Source organism: Nocardia sp. NPDC127579 (assembly GCF_042672005.1).
Lineage (GTDB): Bacteria > Actinomycetota > Actinomycetes > Mycobacteriales > Mycobacteriaceae > Nocardia.
This window is the reverse complement of the sequence record NZ_JBHXVZ010000001.1, coordinates 1,060,086-1,080,552: the sequence shown is the minus strand read 5'-3', so window position 1 is coordinate 1,080,552 and position 20,467 is coordinate 1,060,086. Positions and strand designations below refer to the sequence as shown.

Here is a 20,467-nt window from a genome sequence, read left to right as displayed (position 1 = left end):
CACGGGGTGCGGCTTTCAGCCTTTCCGGAGGAATACAGCTATGGCTTGGTATGTCCTGCGGCGTCTGCTCCAGATGATCCCCGTTTTCCTCGGGGCGACGTTGCTGATCTATGCGATGGTGTTCTTGATCCCGGGCGATCCGATCAAGGCGCTGGCCGGTGAGAAACCACTGACACCCGCGGTCGAGGCCACCCTTCGGGCGCGCTACAACCTCGACGAACCCTTCATCATGCAGTACCTGTACTACCTGAAGGGCATCGTCACCTTCGATTTCGGCACGGCGTTCTCCGGGCGGCCGGTGCGCGACGAGCTCGCCCGGGCCTTCCCGATCACCATCAAGCTGGCGTTGATGGCGGTGGCGATCGAAGGCATCTTCGGCATCATCTTCGGTCTGGTCTCGGGTCTGCGTAAGGGCAAACTGTTCGACTCGACCATGCTGGTGATCAGCCTGGTGATCATCGCCGTCCCCGTCTTCGTGGTCGGCTTCCTGGCGCAGTTCCTGCTCGGTGTGAAGTGGGGCATCGCGCCGGTGACGGTCACCGGCAAGGCCAGTTACGGCGAACTGCTCGTCCCGGCGTTCGTGCTCGGGTCGCTGTCGTTCGCCTATGTGCTGCGCCTGACCCGGAACTCGGTGGCGGAGAACATGACCGCCGACTACGTGCGTACCGCGACGGCCAAGGGCCTGAGCCGGCCCCGGGTCATCACCGTGCACATTCTGCGCAACTCGATGATCCCGGTGATCACCTTCCTGGGCGCCGATCTCGGCGCGCTGATGGGCGGCGCCATCGTCACCGAGGGCATCTTCAATATTCCGGGTGTCGGCGGCACGCTCTATCAGGCGGTGGTGCGCGGTGAACCACCCACGGTGGTCTCGTTCGTCACGGTGCTGATCGTGATCTTCCTGCTCTCGAACCTGCTGATCGACCTGCTGTACGCCGCCCTCGACCCGAGGATCCGCTATGCCTGACCTCGAAAAGCCAAGCGCTGAGTCCGGTGGGGGACACCCCCACGCCCCCGACTCTTTGGCGCTGCGCGCCTCGGCCTCCCAGGCGGGATCCCGGCCCGGCCAGGAGTATTACGTAGCCCCACCCGACGAGGTCGAGGTGCTGGCGACCGACAAAGTCGACGAGAGCGGCGCCCCGACCAGTATCTGGACCGACGCGTGGCGGCAACTGCGGCGCAACCCGATCTTCGTGGTCGCCATGCTGATGATCGTGTTCGTCATGGTGGTGGTGTTCTTCCCGTCGCTGTTCACCAGTCAGGACCCGCAGTACTGCGACGGCGCGTTCAGCATGGCGCCGCGCGGCGCCGGGCACCCGTTCGGGTTCGACAAGCAGGGCTGCGACATCTATGCCCGGACCGTGTACGGCGCCCGCGCCTCGGTCCAGGCCGGTGTCGGCTCGGCGCTGCTGTTCCTGCTGATCGGCGGCACGCTCGGTGCGCTCGCCGGGTTCTACGGCGGTCTGCTCGACTCGATCGTGTCGCGGGTCGGCGAGGTGTTCTACGCCATCCCGCTGATGCTGGCCGCCATCGTGGTGATGCAGCTGCTGGACCAGCGGACCATCTTCACCGTCATCGGCATTCTGGCCACCTTCACCTGGCCGCAGGCGGCGCGCATCGCCCGCAGCGCGGTGATCGAAGCCAGAAACAGCGAATATGTGACGGCGGCAAAGGCATTGGGTGTCTCCCGATTCCGGACGCTGCTGCGGCACGTGGTGCCCAACGCGGCGGGCCCGCTGATCGTGGTGACCACGATCTGGCTCGGCGTCTTCATCGTCACCGAGGCGACGCTGTCGTTCCTGGGCGTCGGGCTGCCGCGCACCATCGTGTCCTGGGGCTCGGATATCGCGCAGGCCCGCATCGAGATCCGGACCTCCGCGATCCTGTTCTATCCCGCGACCGCCCTGGCGTTGACCGTGCTGAGTTTCATCATGCTCGGTGACGCGGTGCGCGACGCGCTCGATCCGAAATCCAGGAAGAGGTGACCGCCGCCATGGAGCCACTGCTCGAGATCGAGGACCTGAACGTCTGTTTCACCTCCGAGGGCAAGCAGATCCCCGCGGTCCGCGGGGTGAGCCTGGCGGTGTATCCGGGCCAGACCGTGGCCATCGTGGGCGAATCGGGGTCGGGTAAGTCCACCACCGCGCACGCCATCATCGATCTGCTGCCGGGCAGCGGTGAGGTCACCTCCGGACAGATCATGTTCGACGGCAAGGACCTGACCGCCGCGTCGGCGAAAGACATTGTGGCCGTGCGCGGTAGGGGCATCGGGCTGGTGCCGCAGGATCCCATGTCGAATCTGAACCCGGTGTGGAAGATCGGTTTCCAGATCCGGGAGACGCTGGAGGCCAACGGGATCGCCAAGGGCAAACAGGCGGCGGTACGGGCCGCCGAACTGCTCGAGGAAGCGGGCATGTCCGATGCCGAGCGCCGGGTGAACCAGTATCCGCACGAGTTCTCCGGCGGTATGCGCCAGCGCGCGCTCATCGCCATCGGCCTGTCGTGCCGGCCCAAGCTGCTGATCGCCGACGAGCCGACCTCCGCGCTCGATGTCACCGTGCAGCGTCAGATCCTCGACCATCTCGACGAGCTGACCAGCGAACTCGGCACCGCCGTGCTGCTGATAACGCACGATCTCGGGCTCGCCGCCGAACGCGCCGAGCATCTGGTGGTGATGTACCGGGGCCGGGTGGTGGAATCCGGGCCCGCGCTGCAGATCCTGCGCAATCCGCAGCACCTCTACACCAAGAAGCTGGTCAGCTCGGCGCCTTCGCTGGCCTCACAGCGGCTTTCGGCGGTGCGTAAACGCGCCGAGATCCGTGAGCAGGCAGTGGAGGTCGCCGAGCAGGTGGCGGCCGAGGATACGGCGACCGCGGCGGTACCCGACGACGTGGTGATCGCGGAGAACCTCACCAAGGCGTTCAAGATCCGCGGGAGTGTGCCGTGGAAGTCGACGGATTTCATCGCCGTCGACAATGTGTCGTTTCGGTTGAAGCGAGGCACGACCACGGCGATCGTCGGCGAGTCCGGGTCCGGTAAGTCGACCGTCACGCAGATGGTGCTCGGCCTGCTGGAGCCCACCTCGGGTTCGGTCACCTTCGACGGCCGCACGGTCGCCAAGCTGAACCGCAAGGAGGCCTTCGCTTTCCGGCGGCGGGTGCAGCCGATCTTCCAGGATCCCTACGGCTCCCTGGATCCGATGTACTCGATCTATCGCACCATCGAGGAGCCGCTGCGCACGCATGGCATCGGTACCGCGAAGGAGCGCGAGGCCACGGTGCGCGATCTGCTGGACAAGGTGTCGCTGCCGTCGACGGTGATGCGCCGCTATCCGAACGAGCTGTCCGGCGGGCAGCGTCAGCGCGTGGCGATCGCGCGGGCGCTGGCGCTGGAGCCGGAGGTGGTGGTGTGCGACGAGGCCGTCTCGGCGCTGGACGTGCTGGTGCAGGCGCAGATCCTGAACCTGCTCAACGATCTGCAAGCCGAGCTTGGTCTGTCGTACCTGTTCGTCACCCATGATCTGGCGGTGGTCCGGCAGATCGCGGACAACGTCCTGGTCATGCAGAAGGGCGGCGTCGTCGAATCCGCTACCACCACAGAGGTATTCGACAATCCGCAGACCGAATACACGCGCCGGCTGCTGGATGCCATCCCGGGCCGCGAACTGCTGGTCGGCTGAACCGGCGGACGCCCCGCTTCCCGGCGGGGCGTCCGCCGCGGCCTGCCGCTAGCCTCGTACCTCGTGACCGATCCGCTGCAGCCCCTCGTCGACCTGCCCGGCGTCCGCGATGCCGCCGACCGCGCCCGGGACGCGCTGGCCGCGGTGCACCGGCACAAGGCCAATCGACGGGGCTGGCCGACCACGGCCGCCGAGGCCGCGGTGCGCGCCGCGCGTTCCTCGGCCGCCATCGACGGCGGCAGCACCGGGCTGCCCACGGTCGACGGTTTCGTCGAGGATCCGATCCTGGCCGGATCGCTGCGGGTCGGGCAGGCGCTCGACGGGGAGGCGTTGCGCACCCTCGCCGGCACCTGGCAGCGGGCGCCGTTGCAGGCGCTGGCCCGGCTGCACCTGTTGGCCGCGGCCGATCTGGTCACCGACGAGACGCTGCTCGGCCGGCCGCGCACCGAGCCCGGGGTGGCCGAGCGACTGGACCTGCTGGCGCAGACGGTGCTGTCCACCCGCGCGCCCGCGCCGGTGATCGCGGCGGTCGTGCACGGTGAGCTGCTGGCGCTGCGTCCCTTCGGCACAGCCGACGGCATCGTCGCGCGGGCGGCTTCGCGGCTGGTCACGGTGTCCAGTGGGCTGGACCCGCACAGTCTCGGAGTTCCCGAGGTGTTCTGGTTCCGCCGCCGCCAGGCCTACCTGGACGCGGCCGCGGCGTTCGCGAGCGGGGATCCGGACGCGGTCGGCGGCTGGGTGATCCTGAGCTGCGGCGCGCTGGAGGACGGCGCCCGAGAGGCGGCCTCGATCGCGGATTCGGCAGTGGCCTAGACACATCAAAGCGGGCGGCGTAGCCGCTACTGCGACTTCACCGCCCGCGAAGCACGGACTACCGGGTTACCAAGCGTGCTAGGTGGGTTGTGTTCGGCGGCCTCGGCGATGATTCGGACTCCTACGGTTCATCCCCGCAACCTGTGCGAGGCTCTCGCCGTACCAATTCGAATGTCGCAGGCCCACAACGCTTCTGCCCTTGTCGCGGCGTGCTCCGCGTGGGTGCCCGGTGCCCGTGCTGGGAAGGGTGGGTCGGGAGACTGAATCTTCTCTTCCGATTCCGCCTAAGCCTTCCGTCCTTCCTTGCCTACCTTTCTACCACTGTGACCGGCGCCACTCAAGAGCTGCGAAAACATCAAATTACCGGCGTGTCCTGCGGCGTTTCGTGGTTAAATGCGGGTCGCTCAGCGACGTCGGCGCAGCAGCCGATAGGAGATCGCACCCGCCAGCACGGCACTGATCCCCACCGCGGCGGTCGCCGCCAGCGTGGTCGAGGACGGCGCCTGGAACCGGGCCCACAGCGACACCGGATTGGAGAAGGTGAGCACCGGCCAGCCCCGCGCCGTCGCCTCCCGGCGCAGATTCCGGTCCGGGTTCACCGCCGTCGCATGACCCACCGCCTGCAGCATCGGCAGGTCGGTCACCGAATCGGAGTAGGCGTAGCAGCGCGCGAGGTCGTAACCCGAACTGGCGGCGAGCTTTTCGATCGCCTGCACCTTGCCGTCGCCGTAGCAGTAGAACTCGACCTCGCCGGTGTACTTGCCATCGCGCACCACCATTCTGGTGGCCGCGGTGTGCTCGGCGCCGAGCACCTCGGCGATCGGCGCGACGATCTCCTCACCCGAGGCCGACACGATCACCACGTCGTGGCCCCGGATCTTGTGGTCGGCGATCAGATCCGCGGCCTCGGCGTAGATGAGCGGATCGACGAGCTCGTGAAGTGTCTCCGCCACAATGGATTTCACCTGCTCGACATCCCAGCCGGCGCACATCTTGGTGAGATGCTCGCGCATCCGCTCCATCTGATCGTGATCGGCGCCCGACAGCAGGAACATGAAGTGCGCGTAGCTGCTCTCCAGGACGGCGCGGCGGTTGAGCAGGCCCTGGGCGAAGAAAGGCTTACTGAATACATACGTGCTCGACTTGGCGATCACCGTCTTGTCCAGGTCGAAGAACGCGGCCACGCGGTCGCCGCGGCTCTCGGAGTGGTGCGATGTCGGATCAACGTCGGCCGTCACCCGTCCAGAATAGGGCCGCCTGGGCCGGGCCCGCGGATCGACCGACCGGTGGTGCGCGAACGAGAGCGGGGCACGCGGGGATCGATCGCCGCCGCGCATATGGTGACCCGATGTTTGCCCGCGCGCTGCCGGGCCCTCGGCGGGGTTCAAATTTCTCCAGATACGGACTTGCGTTCTTGCCCGGGCTTGGGTGTAGTATTGCTGGCACCTGGACATAGTCCAGGCGCGTTCAGCCCGACCCCCCGGGGCTGAACCCGACGGCCCCAGCCTCCTCCCCCCCCCCGGCTGGGGCCGTCCTCTATTTCGAGGACGGCCGCCCGTTCCGGCGGAAAGTTATCCACACCCCCCGAGTTATCCACATTCGGCATGACGGGTCTTTCGCGAGTTTCCGTGATGCAGCACGCTCGCCGCATGGAACTCGAAGCAGCGCAGGTGATCGCGGCTCCACCGGGCCTTGTGCTCATTCGCGACAGTCGCCTCCGCGAGGAAGTCCGCCGGATCGCGGCCGCCGCCGAACGCGGCCTCGACGAACGCGAGCTCCCGATCGGCCGGCACAGCTGGGCCGCCGCGCCACTGGCCATCCTCGACACCGGCGCCGCGCGCGCCTGCGCCGACACCGGATATCCGCGTCGCGCCGGTGTTGTCCTGGTCACCGACGGGGAGCCGGAACTGCCCGATTGGCAGGCCGCGGCGGCGGTCGGCGCAGAGCTCGTCATCGCGCTGCCGGCCGCCGCGGAACGACTTGTCGAGAAGTTTGCTGAGCATGCCGAATACCGTCACGGCGACGGTGTGGTTATCGCCGTGGCAGGTGCGGGCGGCGGTGCCGGAGCCTCCACGCTGGCCGCCGCCATCGGCCTGCGATCGGCAGCCCAGCGGTTCCGTTCCGACACCGTTCTCGTCGATGCCGCACCCCACGGCGGTGGCCTGGACCTGCTGCTCGGCCTCGAGAACAGCGCCGGGCCGCGCTGGCCCGACCTGGTCGTCGAGGACGGCCGCATCTCCGCCGCCGCGCTGCACGCCGCCCTGCCCGCGGCCGCGCCCGGTCTGCCCGTGCTGTCCTGCGAGCGAGGTGGTGCGGGCCGATTGCCAACCGGCATCACACCCGCCGCGATCCATGCCGTACTCGAAGCCGGAAGGGCCGCAGGCGATCTCGTGATCTGCGACCTATCCGGCGATCGTGGCCCGCACACCGAGACGATTCTCGACGCGGCCGATCTCGTCGTCCTGATCGTGCCCGCCCGGCTACGCGCCGTCGCCGCGGCGGAAACCGTCGCAGCCGCTATTGCGGCACGAAATCCCAACCAGGGCTTGATAGTTCGTGGTCCGGCACCCGGTGGTCTGCGTGGCGCCGAGATCGCCGAGGTGTTGGACCTGCCGTTGCTCGCGGCGGTGCGTGCCCAGCCCGGCCTGGCGGCTCGGCTGGAGCGGGGCGGGCTCACGCTGCCGAGGCGCGGGCCGCTTCTGGATGCCGCCGATGCGGTGTTGTCGGTAGTGAGTTCGCCTGCACGGCAAGGGATTCGGTGAAGGTCGTTGGCCTGGAAAGGAGAATGCGATGCCGACCTTGGTGACCGCGGAGCTACTGGACCGGGTGCGCGAGCGGCTGGCCGGGCACACCGGAGCGCCGGAACCCGCTCAGGTCGCGGCGGCTATCCGCGCCGAAGCGGGTGCGGTGCTCGGTGACACCGATCTGCTGCGCGCGCTGCGCCTGTTGCAAACCGAACTCACCGGCGCGGGCGTGCTCGAGCCGCTGCTGCACGATCCGGAAGTCACCGATGTGCTGGTCACCGCACCGGATGCCGTGTGGATCGATCGCGGTCGCGGTCTGGAGCGCACCGCCGTTACCTTCACCGACGAGGCCGCGGTGCGTCGCCTGGCGCAGCGGCTGGCCCTGTCGGCGGGCCGCCGGCTCGACGACGCGCAACCCTGGGTAGACGGACGGCTCGCCGGAAGTGAAGCAGCCCTTGGTGATTCGTTCGGCGTGCGGCTGCACGCGGTACTCGACCCGATCGCGCACGGCGGCACCTGCCTGTCCCTGCGGGTCCTGCGGCCCGCAACACAGGGGCTCGACGCGCTCGCCGCCACCGGCGCGGTGCCGCCCGCGGCGAAGGCGCTGCTGGAACGGATCATCCGGGCGCGGTTGGCGTTCCTGGTGGTCGGCGGCACCGGCGCCGGCAAAACCACCCTCCTGTCCGGTCTGCTCGCCGAGGTCGACCCAGGCGAGCGCATCGTGTGCGTCGAGGACGCCGCCGAGCTGTCCCCGCCGCACCCGCACGTCGTCCGGCTGGTCGCGCGCACCGCCAACGTCGAAGGCGTAGGCCAGGTCACCGTCCGCGACCTGGTCCGCCAGGCCCTGCGCATGCGGCCCGACCGCATCGTCGTCGGCGAGGTACGCGGCGCCGAGGTCGTAGACCTGCTCACCGCTCTCAACACCGGCCACGACGGCGGCGCCGGCACCGTGCACGCCAATTCGCCGCGGGAAGTCCCCGCTCGCCTCGAAGCCCTCGCGGCCCTGGGCGGCATGGACCGCGACGCACTGCACAGCCAGTTGGCCGCCGCCGTCCAGGTCATCCTGCACGTGCACCGCCGCCCCGACGGCACCCGCCACCTCCGCGAAATCGGTCTCCTCGAACGCACCCCAACGGGCCGAGTCCACATAGTTCCCGCCTGGCACGCCACCGCCCCGACTCCGGCCGCCCCCACCCTCGCCCGCCTGCTCGCCGAACGGCTCGACCGATGAGCGGGCCGCAGCCCACGGCTCTGCCCGTGCTGGTCACCGCACCCTGCTGGTCGCCGAACTGGTCGTCGGCGCAGCCACCGCTGAGTGCGCCCTTCGCGGTGCGCACCTGCCAGGCCGCTCGGTCGGCGAATCCTCCCTGCGCAGGGTGGCCGGACATATCGCCCGACAGTGCGGATTCGATGGCGACGGGGCCGGGGCCGTTGGTGTGGGTTCGTGGTTGGTGGGGCCGGGGGGCGTTGGTGCGGATTCGTGGTTGGCGGGGCCGAGGGCTGTTGGTGCGGATTCGTGGTTGGCGGGGCCGGGGGGCGTTGGTGTGGGTTCGTGGTTGGTGGGGCCGGGGGCTGTTGGTGCGGATTCGTGGTTGGCGGGGCCGAGGGCCGTTGGTGCGGATTCGTGGTTGGCGGGGCCGAGGGCCGTTGGTGCGGATTCGTGGTTGGCGAGGCCAAGCGTCGTTGGAGCGGATTCGTTGGTGGCTGTGCGCTGCGTGTGGGGCGAAGGATGCGGGTGCTGCGGGAGGAGGGGTTTGGTGATGTTCGCGGTGGTATGTGTAGTCATCGCGCTGGTGGTGGTCCCGGCTGCGCCAGCTCGCCGGAGGTATCGGGCGGTGTTCGGCAAGCGGGGTTCGATACGAAAGTTTGCGCCGCGCTTACTGTTTCCGGTGTCGACCGGTTTGGTCTTGGCGGCGGTCGTGCTGGTGGGGGTGGGGCCGCTGACCGCGGCGGTGCTGGTGATCGCGACGGTGGCGATTCGCGGTCGTCGAGCGCGGCGGGCGCGTGCGCGGGTGGTCGAGTCCGCGCACCTGCTCGATGCGCTCGAGGTGGTGATCGGCGAATTGCGGGTCGGTGCGCACCCGAGTTCCGCCGCCGAGGTGGCCGCTCGGGAGTCGCGTGGTCTCGCCGCCGCGGCCTTCACCACCAGTGCGGCCCGCAGTCGACTCGGCGGATCGGGGGCCGCCGGTCTGCTGTGCCCCGTGAGCGTCATCGCACCTGAACTCGCCAGGATCGCGACTGCCTGGCAGGTGGCCGAACAGCACGGGCTGGCCTTGGCCGAACTGCTCGCCGCCGCTCGTGCGGATCTGCTGTGCCGCACCCGTTTTCGCAGCCGCGCCGACGCCGCTCTCGCCGGGCCGCGCGCCACCGCGACCGTTCTCGCCTACCTACCCCTACTGGGTCTGGCCCTGGGGCAGCTGATGAACGCCGACCCGCTCGAAACCCTGTTCCTCGAACCCGCGGGCACGCTCCTGCTCCCACTCGGCACCGCCCTGGCCTGCGCCGGCCTGCTCTGGACCGACACCATCACCCGAAAGGTGCTGACATGAACCCCTTGGGGACAGCTGTGCACAACCTCGAACCATCCCGCTGCACCATCACAGGGCTCGAGTCAGCAGGAGCAGGCCGATCGGCGAGCGGGTCTGCGCCGGCAGCTGTCACCGCTGTTCGTGATTCGGCGGCATCTCGCCGATTCGAAAGCGGTTCTGCCTCGGGTGAATCCGAGTCGGTGCCGGTTACCCGGTCGTTTGGTGGGCGTTCTGCCCCACACCACCCTGCTCGTGGCGATGGCGATGGCGATGGCGATGGCGATGGCGATGGCGATGGCGATGGCGATGGCGGCAGTCGCGGTGCGGGCGGCAGTGCTGCCGGTCGGGCCGCTGTGGGTGTTTCCGGTGTTCCCGACCGGCGGCGAGCACTCTCCGCCCGCATGACGCGGGTGGGTGGACGGATCCGCACTGGTACCCGAGGCCGACACCTCGGTCGTGACGCACCCAGCCGGAGACGACCCGACTGGGGATCAGTGTGGACAACTCAGACATGCCGTGACACTTCCGCGCGGCGCGGCAGCCGATGTGCCCAGAAGTTGACGTCCGCTCTCGTCCACTGCGCTCGGCGGACGACGTCGTCGAGCGGCCGAGGTTACCCGGAGGGCACCGCGGGCCGGGTGCAGCGACCCGGTCGAGAACTTCCGTGGTGGTCCCTGTTCCGAGGGACGAACAACCTGTTCAGCCGCCGTTCTGCATCGGCTTCGGCGTGCTGGCCCAATACCGCCGATACCAGGGTGCGGTCGTTCGAAGGATGGGGATGACATGAGGAGAGCTGGGGATGGTTGGAGCTGGTGCGTTGGCGCTGCTGGCGGCGGCTGTGATGCTGGCGCCGGGACGGGTGCGAATGACGCGGCGGACGCGGCGGCTCTGGTGTGCCGCGGAGCCGGTGGCGCGCAAGCGGGTTCGGGGGCGGCCGGTCGATCCGCTGGACGTCGCTACGGTTTTCGATCTGCTGGCAGCGTGTCTGCGGGCCGGTCTGCCGATGGGCGGAGCGGCACGAGCGGTGGCGCCGTGCGCTCCCGAGGTGCTCGGGGCCGCCTTGCGCCGCGCATCGGATCTGCTGGCGTTGGGCGCCGACGCTTCGACGGCCTGGGAGCGCGCGGTGCACGAGACGGCCGGGCGCGACGGGGCCGAGCAGGTGGAGGCACTGGCGCGAATGGCACGGCGCTCGGCCAGATCCGGGGCCTCGCTGGCACTCGCCGTGGCGGAACTCGCCGACCAGTACCGCAGCGCGCTCGAGGACGCGGCCGTAGCCCGCGCCGAGCGTGCGGGTGTCCTGATCAGTGGTCCGCTTGGCCTGTGTTTTCTGCCCGCCTTCCTGTGCCTGGGGATCGTGCCCGTGGTGATCGGCCTGGCCGGCCGCGTTCTCGGCGACGGCCTCCTGTGACCACGACGAAGACCTGCCCGCGCGGAACGACCGCGCGGACCCGAGAGATAGGGGAGCCCGATGCGAAACGAACCTGCACCCGATGCCACCGTGCACCGACCGCCACCCACCGCCACACCCACCCCACAACCCATGCCCCCCAACCCGATCCCCGCCCCACAACCTGTGCCTGCGGGCTCGACCCGCACTCCTGTTTCCACCCCGCAGGCCCTGTCTTCGGGCTTGATCCACAGCTCGGGGCCGACCTCACAGCCTGTGTCGCCAAATCTGGTCCACAGCTCGGGGGTGGCTTCGCAACCCGTGTCTCCGAACCCGGTCCACGCCACTGGGCCCACCTCGCAGGCCCTGCCGTTGGGCCTGACCCACAGTTCACGGCCCGCCTCGCAACCTGTGTCGCCGAATCTGGTCCACAGCTCGGGGATGGCTTCGCAACCTGTGCCGCTGAACCTGGCCCACACCACTCAGCCCACCCCAAAGGCTCCGCCCTCGGGCTTGATCCACACTCCTGTTTCCAGCCCGAAGGCCGTGTCTTCAGATCTGATCCACAGTTTGGGGCCCACCTCGCAACCTGTGTCTCCGAATGTGGTCCACAGTTCGGAGGCCGCTTCGCAAGTTGTGCCTCCGAACCCGGCCCACACGGCTCGGCCCACCGCGCTCCCGGGTCGACCTGGTCGACCGATCTGCGCTATGCCATGCGGAGGTGGTTTCGGAGGGCGCTGGACCGGTCGTCGACGACGGCGCACGGACGAGGTCGGCGGTACAACGAGCGGCGAGAAGATGGCCGACACCGGCTCGAGTCCAGTGCAGCGGCCTCGAAGCGCCGCAGTGTCGCTAGCGCGGGAGGGGCTCGAAAGTGCCGCGCGCGTTTCACAATCGGAGTGTTCCGTCGCACCGAGCGGTTCGATGACCGTATCGCTGGCTTCGGTGACCGTACCGCTGACCGTTCGGGTGGTGGAGGCCGTCGGGCGGGCGTACCGGGAGCTGAGGTTTCGGGTGGTCCGGGCTGCGGTGGCCGACGACGGGATGAGCACGGTGGAGTACGCGATCGGCACGATCGCGGCGGCGGCGTTCGGGGCGGTGCTCTACGCCGTGGTGACCGGGGAGTCGATTGTCGACGCGTTGACGAAGATCATCGACAAGGCGCTCAACACCGCGGTGTGAGGCGCGGCGACCGGGGTGCGGTGACGGTGGAGGCGGCGATCGCGCTGAGTGCGGTCATGGTCGCGGTCGCACTGTGTTTCGGTGCGTTGCTGGCGGCGTCGACACAGGTGCGCTGTGTCGACGCCGCGCGGGAAGCCGCCCGCTTGGCTGCCCGCGGCGATCACGACAACGCCCTGTCGTTCGCCCGTCGCGTCGCACCACCCGGCGCCGACATCACCTTGCGCACCGAAGGCGACCACGTCACCGCCGTCGTCTCCATCCGCCCACCCCTCCTCCCACTGGTCCTGCGTGCAGCCGCCACCGCCGCTCGAGAACCCGGAGTCACCCCATGACCCCACCCCGAATCGCCCCGCCCTCCCCGAACTCTCGCGTCCCACAGCCCCTGCGCCTCCAACCTCCATACGCCCCGAGCCCTTGCGCCCCGAGTCCTTGCGCCCCGAGTCCTTGCGCCTCGAAACTCCCGCGCCCAGGACCCCGCAGCGCGAGAACCCGGAGCGACGACTCCAGCCCGAATCATCCGCCTGTCACCGTTTCCCCGACGCCCCGCGCCTCGAGCCCCCGCGTCTCGAACCGCGCCGCGTCTCGAACGCCCACACCTCGGACCCGCACGCTTCGAGCTGCCGTGTGCCGGATCGTCGTTCGTGGTTCGGCGGGGAAAGCGGTGGGCGAGATCGCTCGGTGGCCTTCGAGGCGAGGGGTAACGGTGCGGGCGCGTGGTGATCGGTGGCGGGGGGACGGTGGGGGTGCGACGGTCGCGGCGTGCTTGGCGTTGGCGGGGTTGATCGTGGCTACAGGATTGATCGGTGAGGTGGGGGTTGGGGTGGTGGCGCGGCATCGGGTGCAGGCGGCCGCGGACTTGGGGGCGCTGGCGGGAGCCGGTGCATTGGTGGCGGGTCCGGAGGAGGGGTGTGCCGCGGCGGGGGAGATCGTGCGGCTTATGGGTGCGCGGATGCGCGGGTGCGAGGCGGCGCAATGGGATGTAACTGTGACGGCCGAACGAAATGTACCAATGGGTCTGTTTGGTCTTCGTGAAGTTAGCGCGGTTGCCCGAGCCGGACCGGTCGAGGAGGAACTGTGAGACGCACTGCCGACTTACCGCGCGGCGAACCGATTGCGCGCAATTCCGGTAATTGCGATGACCGACAAATGCGACTCGAGTTCTATTTATGCGTGAACCCATCAAGCCATTCGAATAAAACCGCACGTCGCGTTGGAATGGACTACGGCAATGACCCAGTTAACATGAAATCGGTCCTTTTTATTCGCGGGCCGACCGCTCGGGGCGACCCGACCCGGCCCGAACCGCGCCGACCTGGTGATCGACCAGCCAGGTGGCGGCCCGGTCACGCCGCGAACGCGACGCCGTCACGAATCGGATTCCGGCCCCAACTCGCCGAGTACGGCGGTCAACAGCCGGGCCGCGGCCCCCTTGTGCAGGGGGTGATTACCGTTGCCGCACTTGGGTGACTGCACGCAGGACGGGCACCCCGTGGCGCATCCACAGCCCCGGATGGTCGCCCGCGTCGCGGCCAGCCACTGCCGCAGGCGAGCGAAGCCACGCTCGGCGAATCCGGCCCCGCCGGGCTGCCCGTCGTAGACGAAGACGGTCGGCAGCCCGGTGTCTGGATGCTCGGCGATGGAGACGCCGCCGATATCCCACCGGTCGCAGGTCGCGACCAGGGGGAGCAGGCCGATCGCGGCGTGCTCGGCCGCGTGCAGGGCGCCGGGTACATCGGCCGGTTCGATGCCCGCCCGGTCCAGCAGTTCGGGTGTGACGGTGTAGAAGACGGCCCGGGTGGGCAGGGTCTGCGCCGGCAGATCCAGTTCGACGAGGTCGAGCACCTCGCCGGTGCGCAGCGTGCGCAGGTAGCCGATCACCTGGCTGGTCACCAGGACCTCGGCCAATCCGCTGGTCACCGCGCCGTGGCGGTGCTCGACCGCGATGGCGTCGATCTCGATGGACGTGCGCTGTCGCGCGCTGGTGGTGAAGCCGGGATCGACGGCGGTCACGAACGCGACCCCGTCCTCGAGGTCCAGTTCGTCGACCAGATAGGTCTCGCCCTGATGCAAATGGATCGCGCCGTCGTGCAGGGTGGCGGGTGCGCGCCCGGCGTCGGCGGTGCCGAGCAGCCGCCCGGTCTCGCGGTCCACGATGGCTACCGGCGTCCCGATGCCGCCGCGCACGTCGACGGCGTCGTGCGGCCCGGCCTGCGGATCGGTCACATACCATCGCCCGCCGCCGTGGGCCCGGTGGCGAATCAGGCCCTGAGCTGCGAGATCAGCCATCAGGTCGCGGGCCTCGAGGGCGTCCACCTCGGCGTCGGTGAGCGGGAGTTCCAGCGCCGCGCACAGCAATTGCGGCCCGAGGACGTAGGGGTTGTGCGGGTCGGTGATGGTGGCCTCGACCGGCTTGTCCAGCAGCGCTTCCGGATTCCGCACCAGGTAGGTGTCGAGCGGATCGTCCCTGGCCACCAGCAGGACCAGTGACCCCTGGGTGCGCCGCCCGGCTCGGCCCGCCTGCTGCCAGAAGGAGGCCACTGTCCCCGGGAATCCGGACATCACGACCGCGTCCAGCCCGGCGATGTCGACACCGAGTTCCAGCGCGTTGGTGGTCGCCGCGCCGAGCAGGGTGCCGTCGGACAGTGCCGCTTCCAGCGCGCGTCGATCCTCGCCCAGGTATCCGGCGCGATAGGCCGCGATCCGCTGGGCGAGTTCGGGATCCACTTCGTGTAACCGCTGCCGGGTGTCCAGCGCGATGAGTTCGGCGGCCCGCCGGGAGCGCACGAAGGTCAGCGTCCGCGCTCCCTCGGCGACCAGATCGGCCATGATCCCGGCGGCCTCGGCGGTCGCCGAGCGCCGGATGGGAGCGCCGTTTTCGCCGGTCAGTGTGGTCAGGGGTGGTTCGACCAGGGCGACGGTGCGCGCGCCCTGCGGTGATCCGTCCGCGCTGACGGCGACGCAGGGCGCGCCGATCAGCCGGGTGGCGGCGGCCGCGGGTTCGCCGGTAGTCGCCGAGCACAGCACGAATACCGGATCCGCTCCGTAGTACCGGGCGAGGCGGTGCAACCGCCGCAGCACGAGTGCCACGTGCGAGCCGAAGACGCCGCGGTAGGCGTGGCATTCGTCGATCACGATGTAGCGCAGCTGCCGCAGCACCCGTGCCCAGCGTTGGTGAGAGCGCAGAATTCCCACATGCAGCATGTCGGGGTTGGTGAAGATCCAGCGCGCGTTGGCCCGCACCCACTGCCTGACCTCGGCGGGGGTGTCGCCGTCGTAGGTGGCGGGGTGGATATCGCGCAACGTTGCGGCGTCGGTCAGCGCGCCGATCGCGCGCAGTTGGTCCGCGCCCAGAGCTTTGGTGGGCGCCAGATACAGGGCGGTGGCGCGGGGGTCGGTGTGCAGTGCGGTGAGTACGGGCAGTTGGTATCCCAGCGATTTTCCGGAGGCGGTGCCGGTGCTGACCACGACGTGCTGTCCGCCCATGGCGAGTTCGGCGGTCCGCGTCTGGTGACTCCAGGGCTGTTCTATTCCGGTGGCGCGCAGCGCGTCGACCACTTGGGGCGGTGCCCACCCGGGCCAGGAGGTGTGCTCGGGAGGCCGTGCCGGTAGCTCTACGACATGGGTGAGTCGGGGGTCACCGGGTAGGACACGATTCAGCAACGATCGCCCGTAGCTGGGCTCGTGGATGCTGTGCGCGAGGGTTGCCGACTCCAGTGGATTCACGACGTGGGGCATCCGACACGCCGAGTAAGTGTGAAACGTGTGCGGTTAGCAACGCCCACCTGCCATTTCGATACCAAATAGCGATCCGGGTCACAGGGGGTTTGCCAGATGCTCACTAGGTTATCCAGGGGCAAACGAACCACGAGTCTGGATTCACCCATTGTGTCCCTCACCTGCGCATTCGCAAGATCAACTTTTTTGCAAATTGTCGGTAACTCGACTGTTGAATTGCTCGAAGACATGGTTCACTGGTTCCTGGTCGCAAGCTTCTGTGTTCGAGGGACGGATCCAAAGTCCAAACCGTCAGCAGGATCGATGTTGCGAACGGTGTGCTTGGTGCTTTCCTTGCAGGGGGAACCAACAGTACAACGGTCGGAACGGGCCCGGTGGACGAACCCAGTTGTCCGCCGTTCCGGTAAGAAAAGAGAAGGAACAGAATGGCACAGGGAACTGTGAAGTGGTTCAACGCGGAGAAGGGGTTCGGCTTCATCGCGCCCGAGGACGGCTCCGCTGACGTCTTCGTCCACTACTCCGAGATCCAGGGTTCGGGCTTCCGCACCCTCGAGGAGAACCAGAAGGTCGAGTTCGAGGTCGGCCAGGGCACCAAGGGCCCGCAGGCCACCGGAGTTCGCGCGCTCAGCTGAGCGACGCAATCCATCAGCTCGTCCCTCACCGCCGGGTAACGGAGGTGGGGGACGAGCTATATCTGGGGTAAGGCACGACACCGAGTGGCATACGGCACCTTCCGCTCCACACACTGCATACTGGGGTTCGGTTACCACGTACGCTCGGTGGTTCGGGGTCGCAAGCAATCGCCCGCAACCAACATCAAGGTATAAACGTGTCTGGTAGCGGCGGCAGAGGGTGCCATCGCTTGCCCCAACCGCGTGCAGGACGCAACAGCGTCACGCGGGTCGAGAAGGAAAGGTGTATTCGCCGGTGGCAGCACGAGACCTCGGTACAGCCGACCAGGGCCGTCCCCTGCGTCGTCTCGTGATCGTCGAGTCCCCGACCAAGGCCCGCAAGATCGCGCCGTACCTGGGTCGCAACTACACGGTCGAAGCCTCTGTCGGTCATATCCGGGACCTGCCGCGCAATGCCGCGGACGTTCCGGCCAAGTACAAGAACGAATCCTGGGGCCGCCTTGGCGTCGACGTCGACAACGACTTCGAACCCGTCTACGTGGTCAGCCCGGACAAGAAGGCCAAGGTCTCCGAGCTGAAGAGTCTGCTCAAGGACGCCGACGAGCTCTATCTCGCCACCGACCCCGACCGTGAGGGCGAGGCGATCGCCTGGCACTTGCTGGAGACGCTCAAGCCCAAGGTGCCGGTGCGCCGCATGGTGTTCCACGAGATCACCGAACCGGCCATCCGGGCCGCCGCCGCGGATACCCGCGAGCTGGACAACGATCTGGTCGACGCGCAGGAGACCCGCCGCATCCTGGACCGCCTCTACGGCTACGAGGTCAGTCCGGTGCTGTGGAAGAAGGTGCTGCCGCGCCTGTCGGCGGGCCGCGTGCAGTCGGTCGCGACCCGGGTGATCGTGCAGCGTGAGCGTGAGCGCATGGCGTTCCGTTCGGCCGAATACTGGGATATCGCAGCCAAACTCGATGCGGGCGCGGGCGCTGGAACCGATGCCGCCAATCCGCGGACCTTCGGTGCGCGGCTGGTCCAGGTCGACGGCGCGCGCGTGGCCAGCGGCCGGGATTTCGGCGCGGACGGCCAGCTCAAGGGCAGCGGCGTCGTCGTGCTGGACGAGGCGCACGCCCGCCGGCTCGCGGAGGCCCTGGACGGCGCCGATCTGGTGGTGTCCTCGGCGGAGTCGAAGCCGTACTCGCGCAAGCCGTATCCGCCGTTCATGACCTCGACGTTGCAGCAGGAGGCGGGCCGCAAGCTGCGATTCAGCTCCGAGCGCACCATGCGGGTCGCGCAGCGGCTCTACGAAAACGGCTACATCACCTACATGCGTACCGACTCGACCACGCTGTCGCAGTCGGCGATCGATGCGGCGCGCTCGCAGGCGACGCAGCTCTACGGTTCGGAATACGTTTCGCCGTCGCCGCGCCAGTACAACCGCAAGGTGAAGAACGCGCAGGAGGCGCACGAGGCGATCCGTCCCGCCGGCGATACCTTCCAGACGCCGGGCGAGTTGCACGCGCGGCTGGACAACGACGAGTTCCGGCTCTACGAGCTGATCTGGCAGCGCACCGTCGCCTCACAGATGGCCGATGCCCGGGGCACCACGCTGACGTTGCGGATCAACGGCATCGCGGGCACCGGCGAGGAATGCGTGTTCTCCGCCTCGGGCCGCACCATCACCTTCGCGGGCTTTCTCAAGGCCTATGTCGAGAGTGTGGACGAGGAGGCGGGCGGCCAGTCCGACGACGCCGAATCCCGTTTGCCCGCACTGGACGAGGGGCAGGGCGTCACGGCGGTCGAGCTGAATCCCGATGGGCACAGCACGAATCCGCCCGCGCGCTTCACCGAGGCTTCGCTGATCAAGACGCTCGAGGAGCTCGGGATCGGCCGCCCGTCCACCTATTCCTCGATCATCAAGACGATCCTGGACCGCGGCTATGTCTACAAGCGCGGTAGTGCGCTGGTGCCGTCGTGGGTGGCGTTCGCGGTGATCGGGCTGCTGGAGTCGTATTTCGGCCGCCTGGTCGACTTCGACTTCACCGCCGCCATGGAAGACGATCTGGACGCCATCGCCGGTGGCCGCGAACAGCGCGGAAACTGGTTGTCCTCCTTCTATTTCGGTGGCGATCACGGTGTCGAGGGTTCGGTCGCGCGTTCGGGCGGGCTGAAGAAGATGGTCGGCGAGCGGCTCGACGACATCGATGCCCGCGAGGTCAATTCGATCAAGCTGTTCAGCGATGCGCAGGGCCGCGACGTGGTGGTCCGGGTCGGCCGGTTCGGACCGTACCTGGAGCGGATGATCACCAATCCCGATGACCCGGAAGGTGATTCGATCTCGCAGCGGGCGAATCTGCCCGACGACCTACCGCCGGACGAGCTGACCCTCGAGGTCGCGGAGAAGCTGTTCTCGACTCCGCAGGAGGGCCGCAAGCTCGGTGTCGACCCGGTGTCCGGGAACGAGATCGTGGCCAAGGAAGGACGTTTCGGTCCGTACGTGACCGAGATCCTGCCCGAACCGCCCGCCGAAGCCGCCGAGGCGCCCGCCAAGAAGACGGCGAAGAAGGCGGCCGACGCGCCCAAACCGCGTACGGGTTCGCTGCTCAAGACGATGGATCTGGAGACGATCACCCTCGAGGACGCGCTGAAACTACTGTCGCTGCCGCGCGTGGTGGGCGCAGATCCGGCCTCGGGCGAAGAGATCAGCGCGCTCAACGGCCGCTACGGCCCGTATCTGAAGAAGGGCAGCGATTCACGGTCGCTGGCCACCGAGGACCAGCTCTTCACCGTGACGCTGGAGGAGGCGCTGAAACTCTTCGCCGAGCCCAAGCGCCGCGGGCGTCAGGCCGCGAGCACGGCGCCGCTGCGTGAGCTGGGCAACGACGCCGCCACCGGTAAACCGATGGTGATCAAGGACGGCCGTTTCGGTCCCTATGTCACCGACGGTGAGACCAACGCCAGCCTGCGCAAGGGTGACGAGGTCGAATCCATCACCGACGAGCGGGCTTCGGAGCTGCTGGCGGATCGGCGCGCACGCGGGCCGGTGAAGAAGACGGCCAAGAAGGCCGCGGCGAAGAAGACGCCCGCCAAGAAGACGGCGGCGAAGAAGACCACCGCGAAGACGGCGGCCAAGAAGACCACCACCAAAAAAGCCGCCGCGAAGAAGACCGCCGCCAAGAAGGCTTGAGTTCGGGTTTCCACGCGCCCGGAATCGTCGTAGCCTCAGGCGGTATCGCACGGTGAAAGGACGGTTCGCATGGCCATCGACCAGGAGCGCGAGGATCTGATCGCGATGCTCGCCGACCAGCGTGAGCTGTTCAAGATCACGGTGCGCGGGCTCGACGACGATCAGGCGCGCAAGCGCACCACGGCCAGCGAGCTGACGCTGGGCGGGCTGCTGCATCACCTGAACAACTGTGAACGGCACTGGACCAAGGTCATCGTCGACCGCGACGAGCACGCGGCACTGGATGTCGCCGCGTTCGCCGGCGAATACGTGATGGCGCCGGAGGAGACGCTGGCCGGGCTGCTCGCCGCCTGGGATGCGACGGCCGCCGCGACGGCCGAGCTGATCCGCACGGTGGACACCCTCGACACCTCGATTCCGACACCGACGAATCCGTGGGTGCAGGGGCAGGTCTGGCAGTCGGTGCGGACCACCATCCTGCACATCCTGCGCGAGATCGCGCACCATTGCGGGCACGCCGACATCATTCGCGAGGAGCTCGACGGCCAGAACAGCACCTACAGCCGAGTGTCCTGAGCTGTCGGTATCG

Annotated in this window: 17 protein-coding genes; 15 read left to right on the top strand and 2 right to left on the bottom strand. The window is 68.4% G+C overall.

Features of this window, described 5'->3' with window-relative positions; translation table 11 throughout:
- Positions 1 to 40: 40 nt before the first annotated feature.
- From ACFVMC_RS04495 to ACFVMC_RS04480, 4 genes are all read left to right on the top strand, one after another.
- Complete coding sequence (locus tag ACFVMC_RS04495) at positions 41 to 967, top strand: ABC transporter permease (protein ID WP_379206794.1); 927 nt, start codon at positions 41 to 43, stop codon at positions 965 to 967.
- On the top strand, positions 960 to 1,985 hold the full coding sequence (locus ACFVMC_RS04490; protein WP_379206792.1) for an ABC transporter permease: 1,026 nt from the start codon (positions 960 to 962) through the stop codon (positions 1,983 to 1,985). Before ACFVMC_RS04495 ends, ACFVMC_RS04490 begins: the two co-directional genes overlap by 8 nt.
- Positions 1,986 to 1,993: 8 nt before the next feature.
- Positions 1,994 to 3,679, top strand: a complete 1,686-nt coding sequence (locus ACFVMC_RS04485) for a dipeptide ABC transporter ATP-binding protein (protein ID WP_379206790.1) — start codon at positions 1,994 to 1,996, stop codon at positions 3,677 to 3,679.
- A 63-nt stretch (positions 3,680 to 3,742) separates the two neighbouring features.
- The gene (locus ACFVMC_RS04480) at positions 3,743 to 4,492 is read left to right on the top strand and encodes an oxidoreductase (RefSeq protein WP_379206788.1); all 750 of its coding nucleotides are present in this window, start codon (positions 3,743 to 3,745) and stop codon (positions 4,490 to 4,492) included.
- A gap of 404 nt (positions 4,493 to 4,896) precedes the next feature.
- Here ACFVMC_RS04480 and ACFVMC_RS04475 read toward each other — a convergent pair whose 3' ends face one another.
- The gene (locus ACFVMC_RS04475) at positions 4,897 to 5,730 is read right to left on the bottom strand and encodes an HAD family hydrolase (RefSeq protein ID WP_379206786.1); all 834 of its coding nucleotides are present in this window, start codon (positions 5,728 to 5,730) and stop codon (positions 4,897 to 4,899) included.
- Between the two features lie 411 nt (positions 5,731 to 6,141).
- Between ACFVMC_RS04475 and ssd the strand changes: the two genes are divergently transcribed.
- From ssd to ACFVMC_RS04435, 8 genes are all read left to right on the top strand, one after another.
- Positions 6,142 to 7,254: a septum site-determining protein Ssd gene (gene ssd, locus ACFVMC_RS04470; protein WP_379206785.1), complete on the top strand. Its 1,113-nt coding sequence runs from the start codon at positions 6,142 to 6,144 to the stop codon at positions 7,252 to 7,254.
- A gap of 28 nt (positions 7,255 to 7,282) precedes the next feature.
- Positions 7,283 to 8,467, top strand: coding sequence for a TadA family conjugal transfer-associated ATPase (locus ACFVMC_RS04465; protein ID WP_379206783.1), 1,185 nt, complete (start codon positions 7,283 to 7,285; stop codon positions 8,465 to 8,467).
- Positions 8,468 to 9,125: 658 nt separating this feature from the next.
- The gene (locus ACFVMC_RS04460; RefSeq protein WP_379206781.1) at positions 9,126 to 9,785 is read left to right on the top strand and encodes a type II secretion system F family protein; all 660 of its coding nucleotides are present in this window, start codon (positions 9,126 to 9,128) and stop codon (positions 9,783 to 9,785) included.
- Positions 9,786 to 9,986: 201 nt separating this feature from the next.
- Positions 9,987 to 10,169 carry a hypothetical protein gene (locus tag ACFVMC_RS04455; RefSeq protein ID WP_379206780.1) on the top strand — a complete coding sequence of 61 codons (183 nt, stop codon included), beginning with the start codon at positions 9,987 to 9,989 and terminating at the stop codon, positions 10,167 to 10,169.
- A gap of 394 nt (positions 10,170 to 10,563) precedes the next feature.
- Positions 10,564 to 11,172 (top strand): type II secretion system F family protein, encoded by a 609-nt coding sequence (locus tag ACFVMC_RS04450; protein ID WP_379206778.1) that lies wholly within the window; start codon positions 10,564 to 10,566, stop codon positions 11,170 to 11,172.
- Positions 11,173 to 12,153: 981 nt separating this feature from the next.
- A complete protein-coding gene (locus ACFVMC_RS04445; RefSeq protein WP_379207820.1) occupies positions 12,154 to 12,333 on the top strand; it encodes a DUF4244 domain-containing protein in 180 nt (59 codons plus the stop codon).
- Entirely contained in the window at positions 12,330 to 12,665 is a 336-nt protein-coding gene (locus ACFVMC_RS04440; RefSeq protein WP_379206776.1) for a TadE family type IV pilus minor pilin, read from the top strand. The genes ACFVMC_RS04445 and ACFVMC_RS04440 overlap by 4 nt, the downstream gene beginning before the upstream one ends.
- The gene (locus ACFVMC_RS04435) at positions 12,662 to 13,411 is read left to right on the top strand and encodes an Rv3654c family TadE-like protein (RefSeq protein WP_379206774.1); all 750 of its coding nucleotides are present in this window, start codon (positions 12,662 to 12,664) and stop codon (positions 13,409 to 13,411) included. The genes ACFVMC_RS04440 and ACFVMC_RS04435 overlap by 4 nt, the downstream gene beginning before the upstream one ends.
- A 287-nt stretch (positions 13,412 to 13,698) precedes the next feature.
- Here the strand turns inward: ACFVMC_RS04435 and ACFVMC_RS04430 are convergent, their stop codons facing one another.
- The gene (locus ACFVMC_RS04430) at positions 13,699 to 16,047 is read right to left on the bottom strand and encodes a DEAD/DEAH box helicase (protein ID WP_379207818.1); all 2,349 of its coding nucleotides are present in this window, start codon (positions 16,045 to 16,047) and stop codon (positions 13,699 to 13,701) included.
- Between the two features lie 446 nt (positions 16,048 to 16,493).
- On the opposite strand from ACFVMC_RS04430, the gene ACFVMC_RS04425 reads away from it, so the two are divergent.
- The 3 genes from ACFVMC_RS04425 (at position 16,494) to ACFVMC_RS04415 (ending at position 20,454) form a co-directional block, all read left to right on the top strand.
- A complete protein-coding gene (locus ACFVMC_RS04425) occupies positions 16,494 to 16,700 on the top strand; it encodes a cold-shock protein (RefSeq protein ID WP_011206895.1) in 207 nt (68 codons plus the stop codon).
- A gap of 295 nt (positions 16,701 to 16,995) precedes the next feature.
- Entirely contained in the window at positions 16,996 to 19,878 is a 2,883-nt protein-coding gene (topA, locus tag ACFVMC_RS04420; RefSeq protein WP_379206772.1) for a type I DNA topoisomerase, read from the top strand.
- A 69-nt stretch (positions 19,879 to 19,947) separates the two neighbouring features.
- Positions 19,948 to 20,454, top strand: a complete 507-nt coding sequence (locus ACFVMC_RS04415; protein ID WP_379206770.1) for a DUF664 domain-containing protein — start codon at positions 19,948 to 19,950, stop codon at positions 20,452 to 20,454.
- Positions 20,455 to 20,467: the final 13 nt, after the last annotated feature.

Excerpts from the sequence above, each read along its gene's own strand:
- ACFVMC_RS04495 (WP_379206794.1), top strand. The coding sequence starts at position 41 with ATGGCTTGGTATGTCCTGCGGCGTCTGCTCCAGATGATCCCCGTTTTC.
- ACFVMC_RS04490 (WP_379206792.1), top strand. The coding sequence starts at position 960 with ATGCCTGACCTCGAAAAGCCAAGCGCTGAGTCCGGTGGGGGACACCCC.
- ACFVMC_RS04485 (WP_379206790.1), top strand. The coding sequence starts at position 1,994 with ATGGAGCCACTGCTCGAGATCGAGGACCTGAACGTCTGTTTCACCTCC.
- ssd (WP_379206785.1), top strand. The coding sequence starts at position 6,142 with ATGGAACTCGAAGCAGCGCAGGTGATCGCGGCTCCACCGGGCCTTGTG.
- ACFVMC_RS04465 (WP_379206783.1), top strand. The coding sequence starts at position 7,283 with ATGCCGACCTTGGTGACCGCGGAGCTACTGGACCGGGTGCGCGAGCGG.
- ACFVMC_RS04450 (WP_379206778.1), top strand. The coding sequence starts at position 10,564 with ATGGTTGGAGCTGGTGCGTTGGCGCTGCTGGCGGCGGCTGTGATGCTG.
- ACFVMC_RS04435 (WP_379206774.1), top strand. The coding sequence starts at position 12,662 with ATGACCCCACCCCGAATCGCCCCGCCCTCCCCGAACTCTCGCGTCCCA.
- ACFVMC_RS04425 (WP_011206895.1), top strand. The coding sequence starts at position 16,494 with ATGGCACAGGGAACTGTGAAGTGGTTCAACGCGGAGAAGGGGTTCGGC.
- ACFVMC_RS04415 (WP_379206770.1), top strand. The coding sequence starts at position 19,948 with ATGGCCATCGACCAGGAGCGCGAGGATCTGATCGCGATGCTCGCCGAC.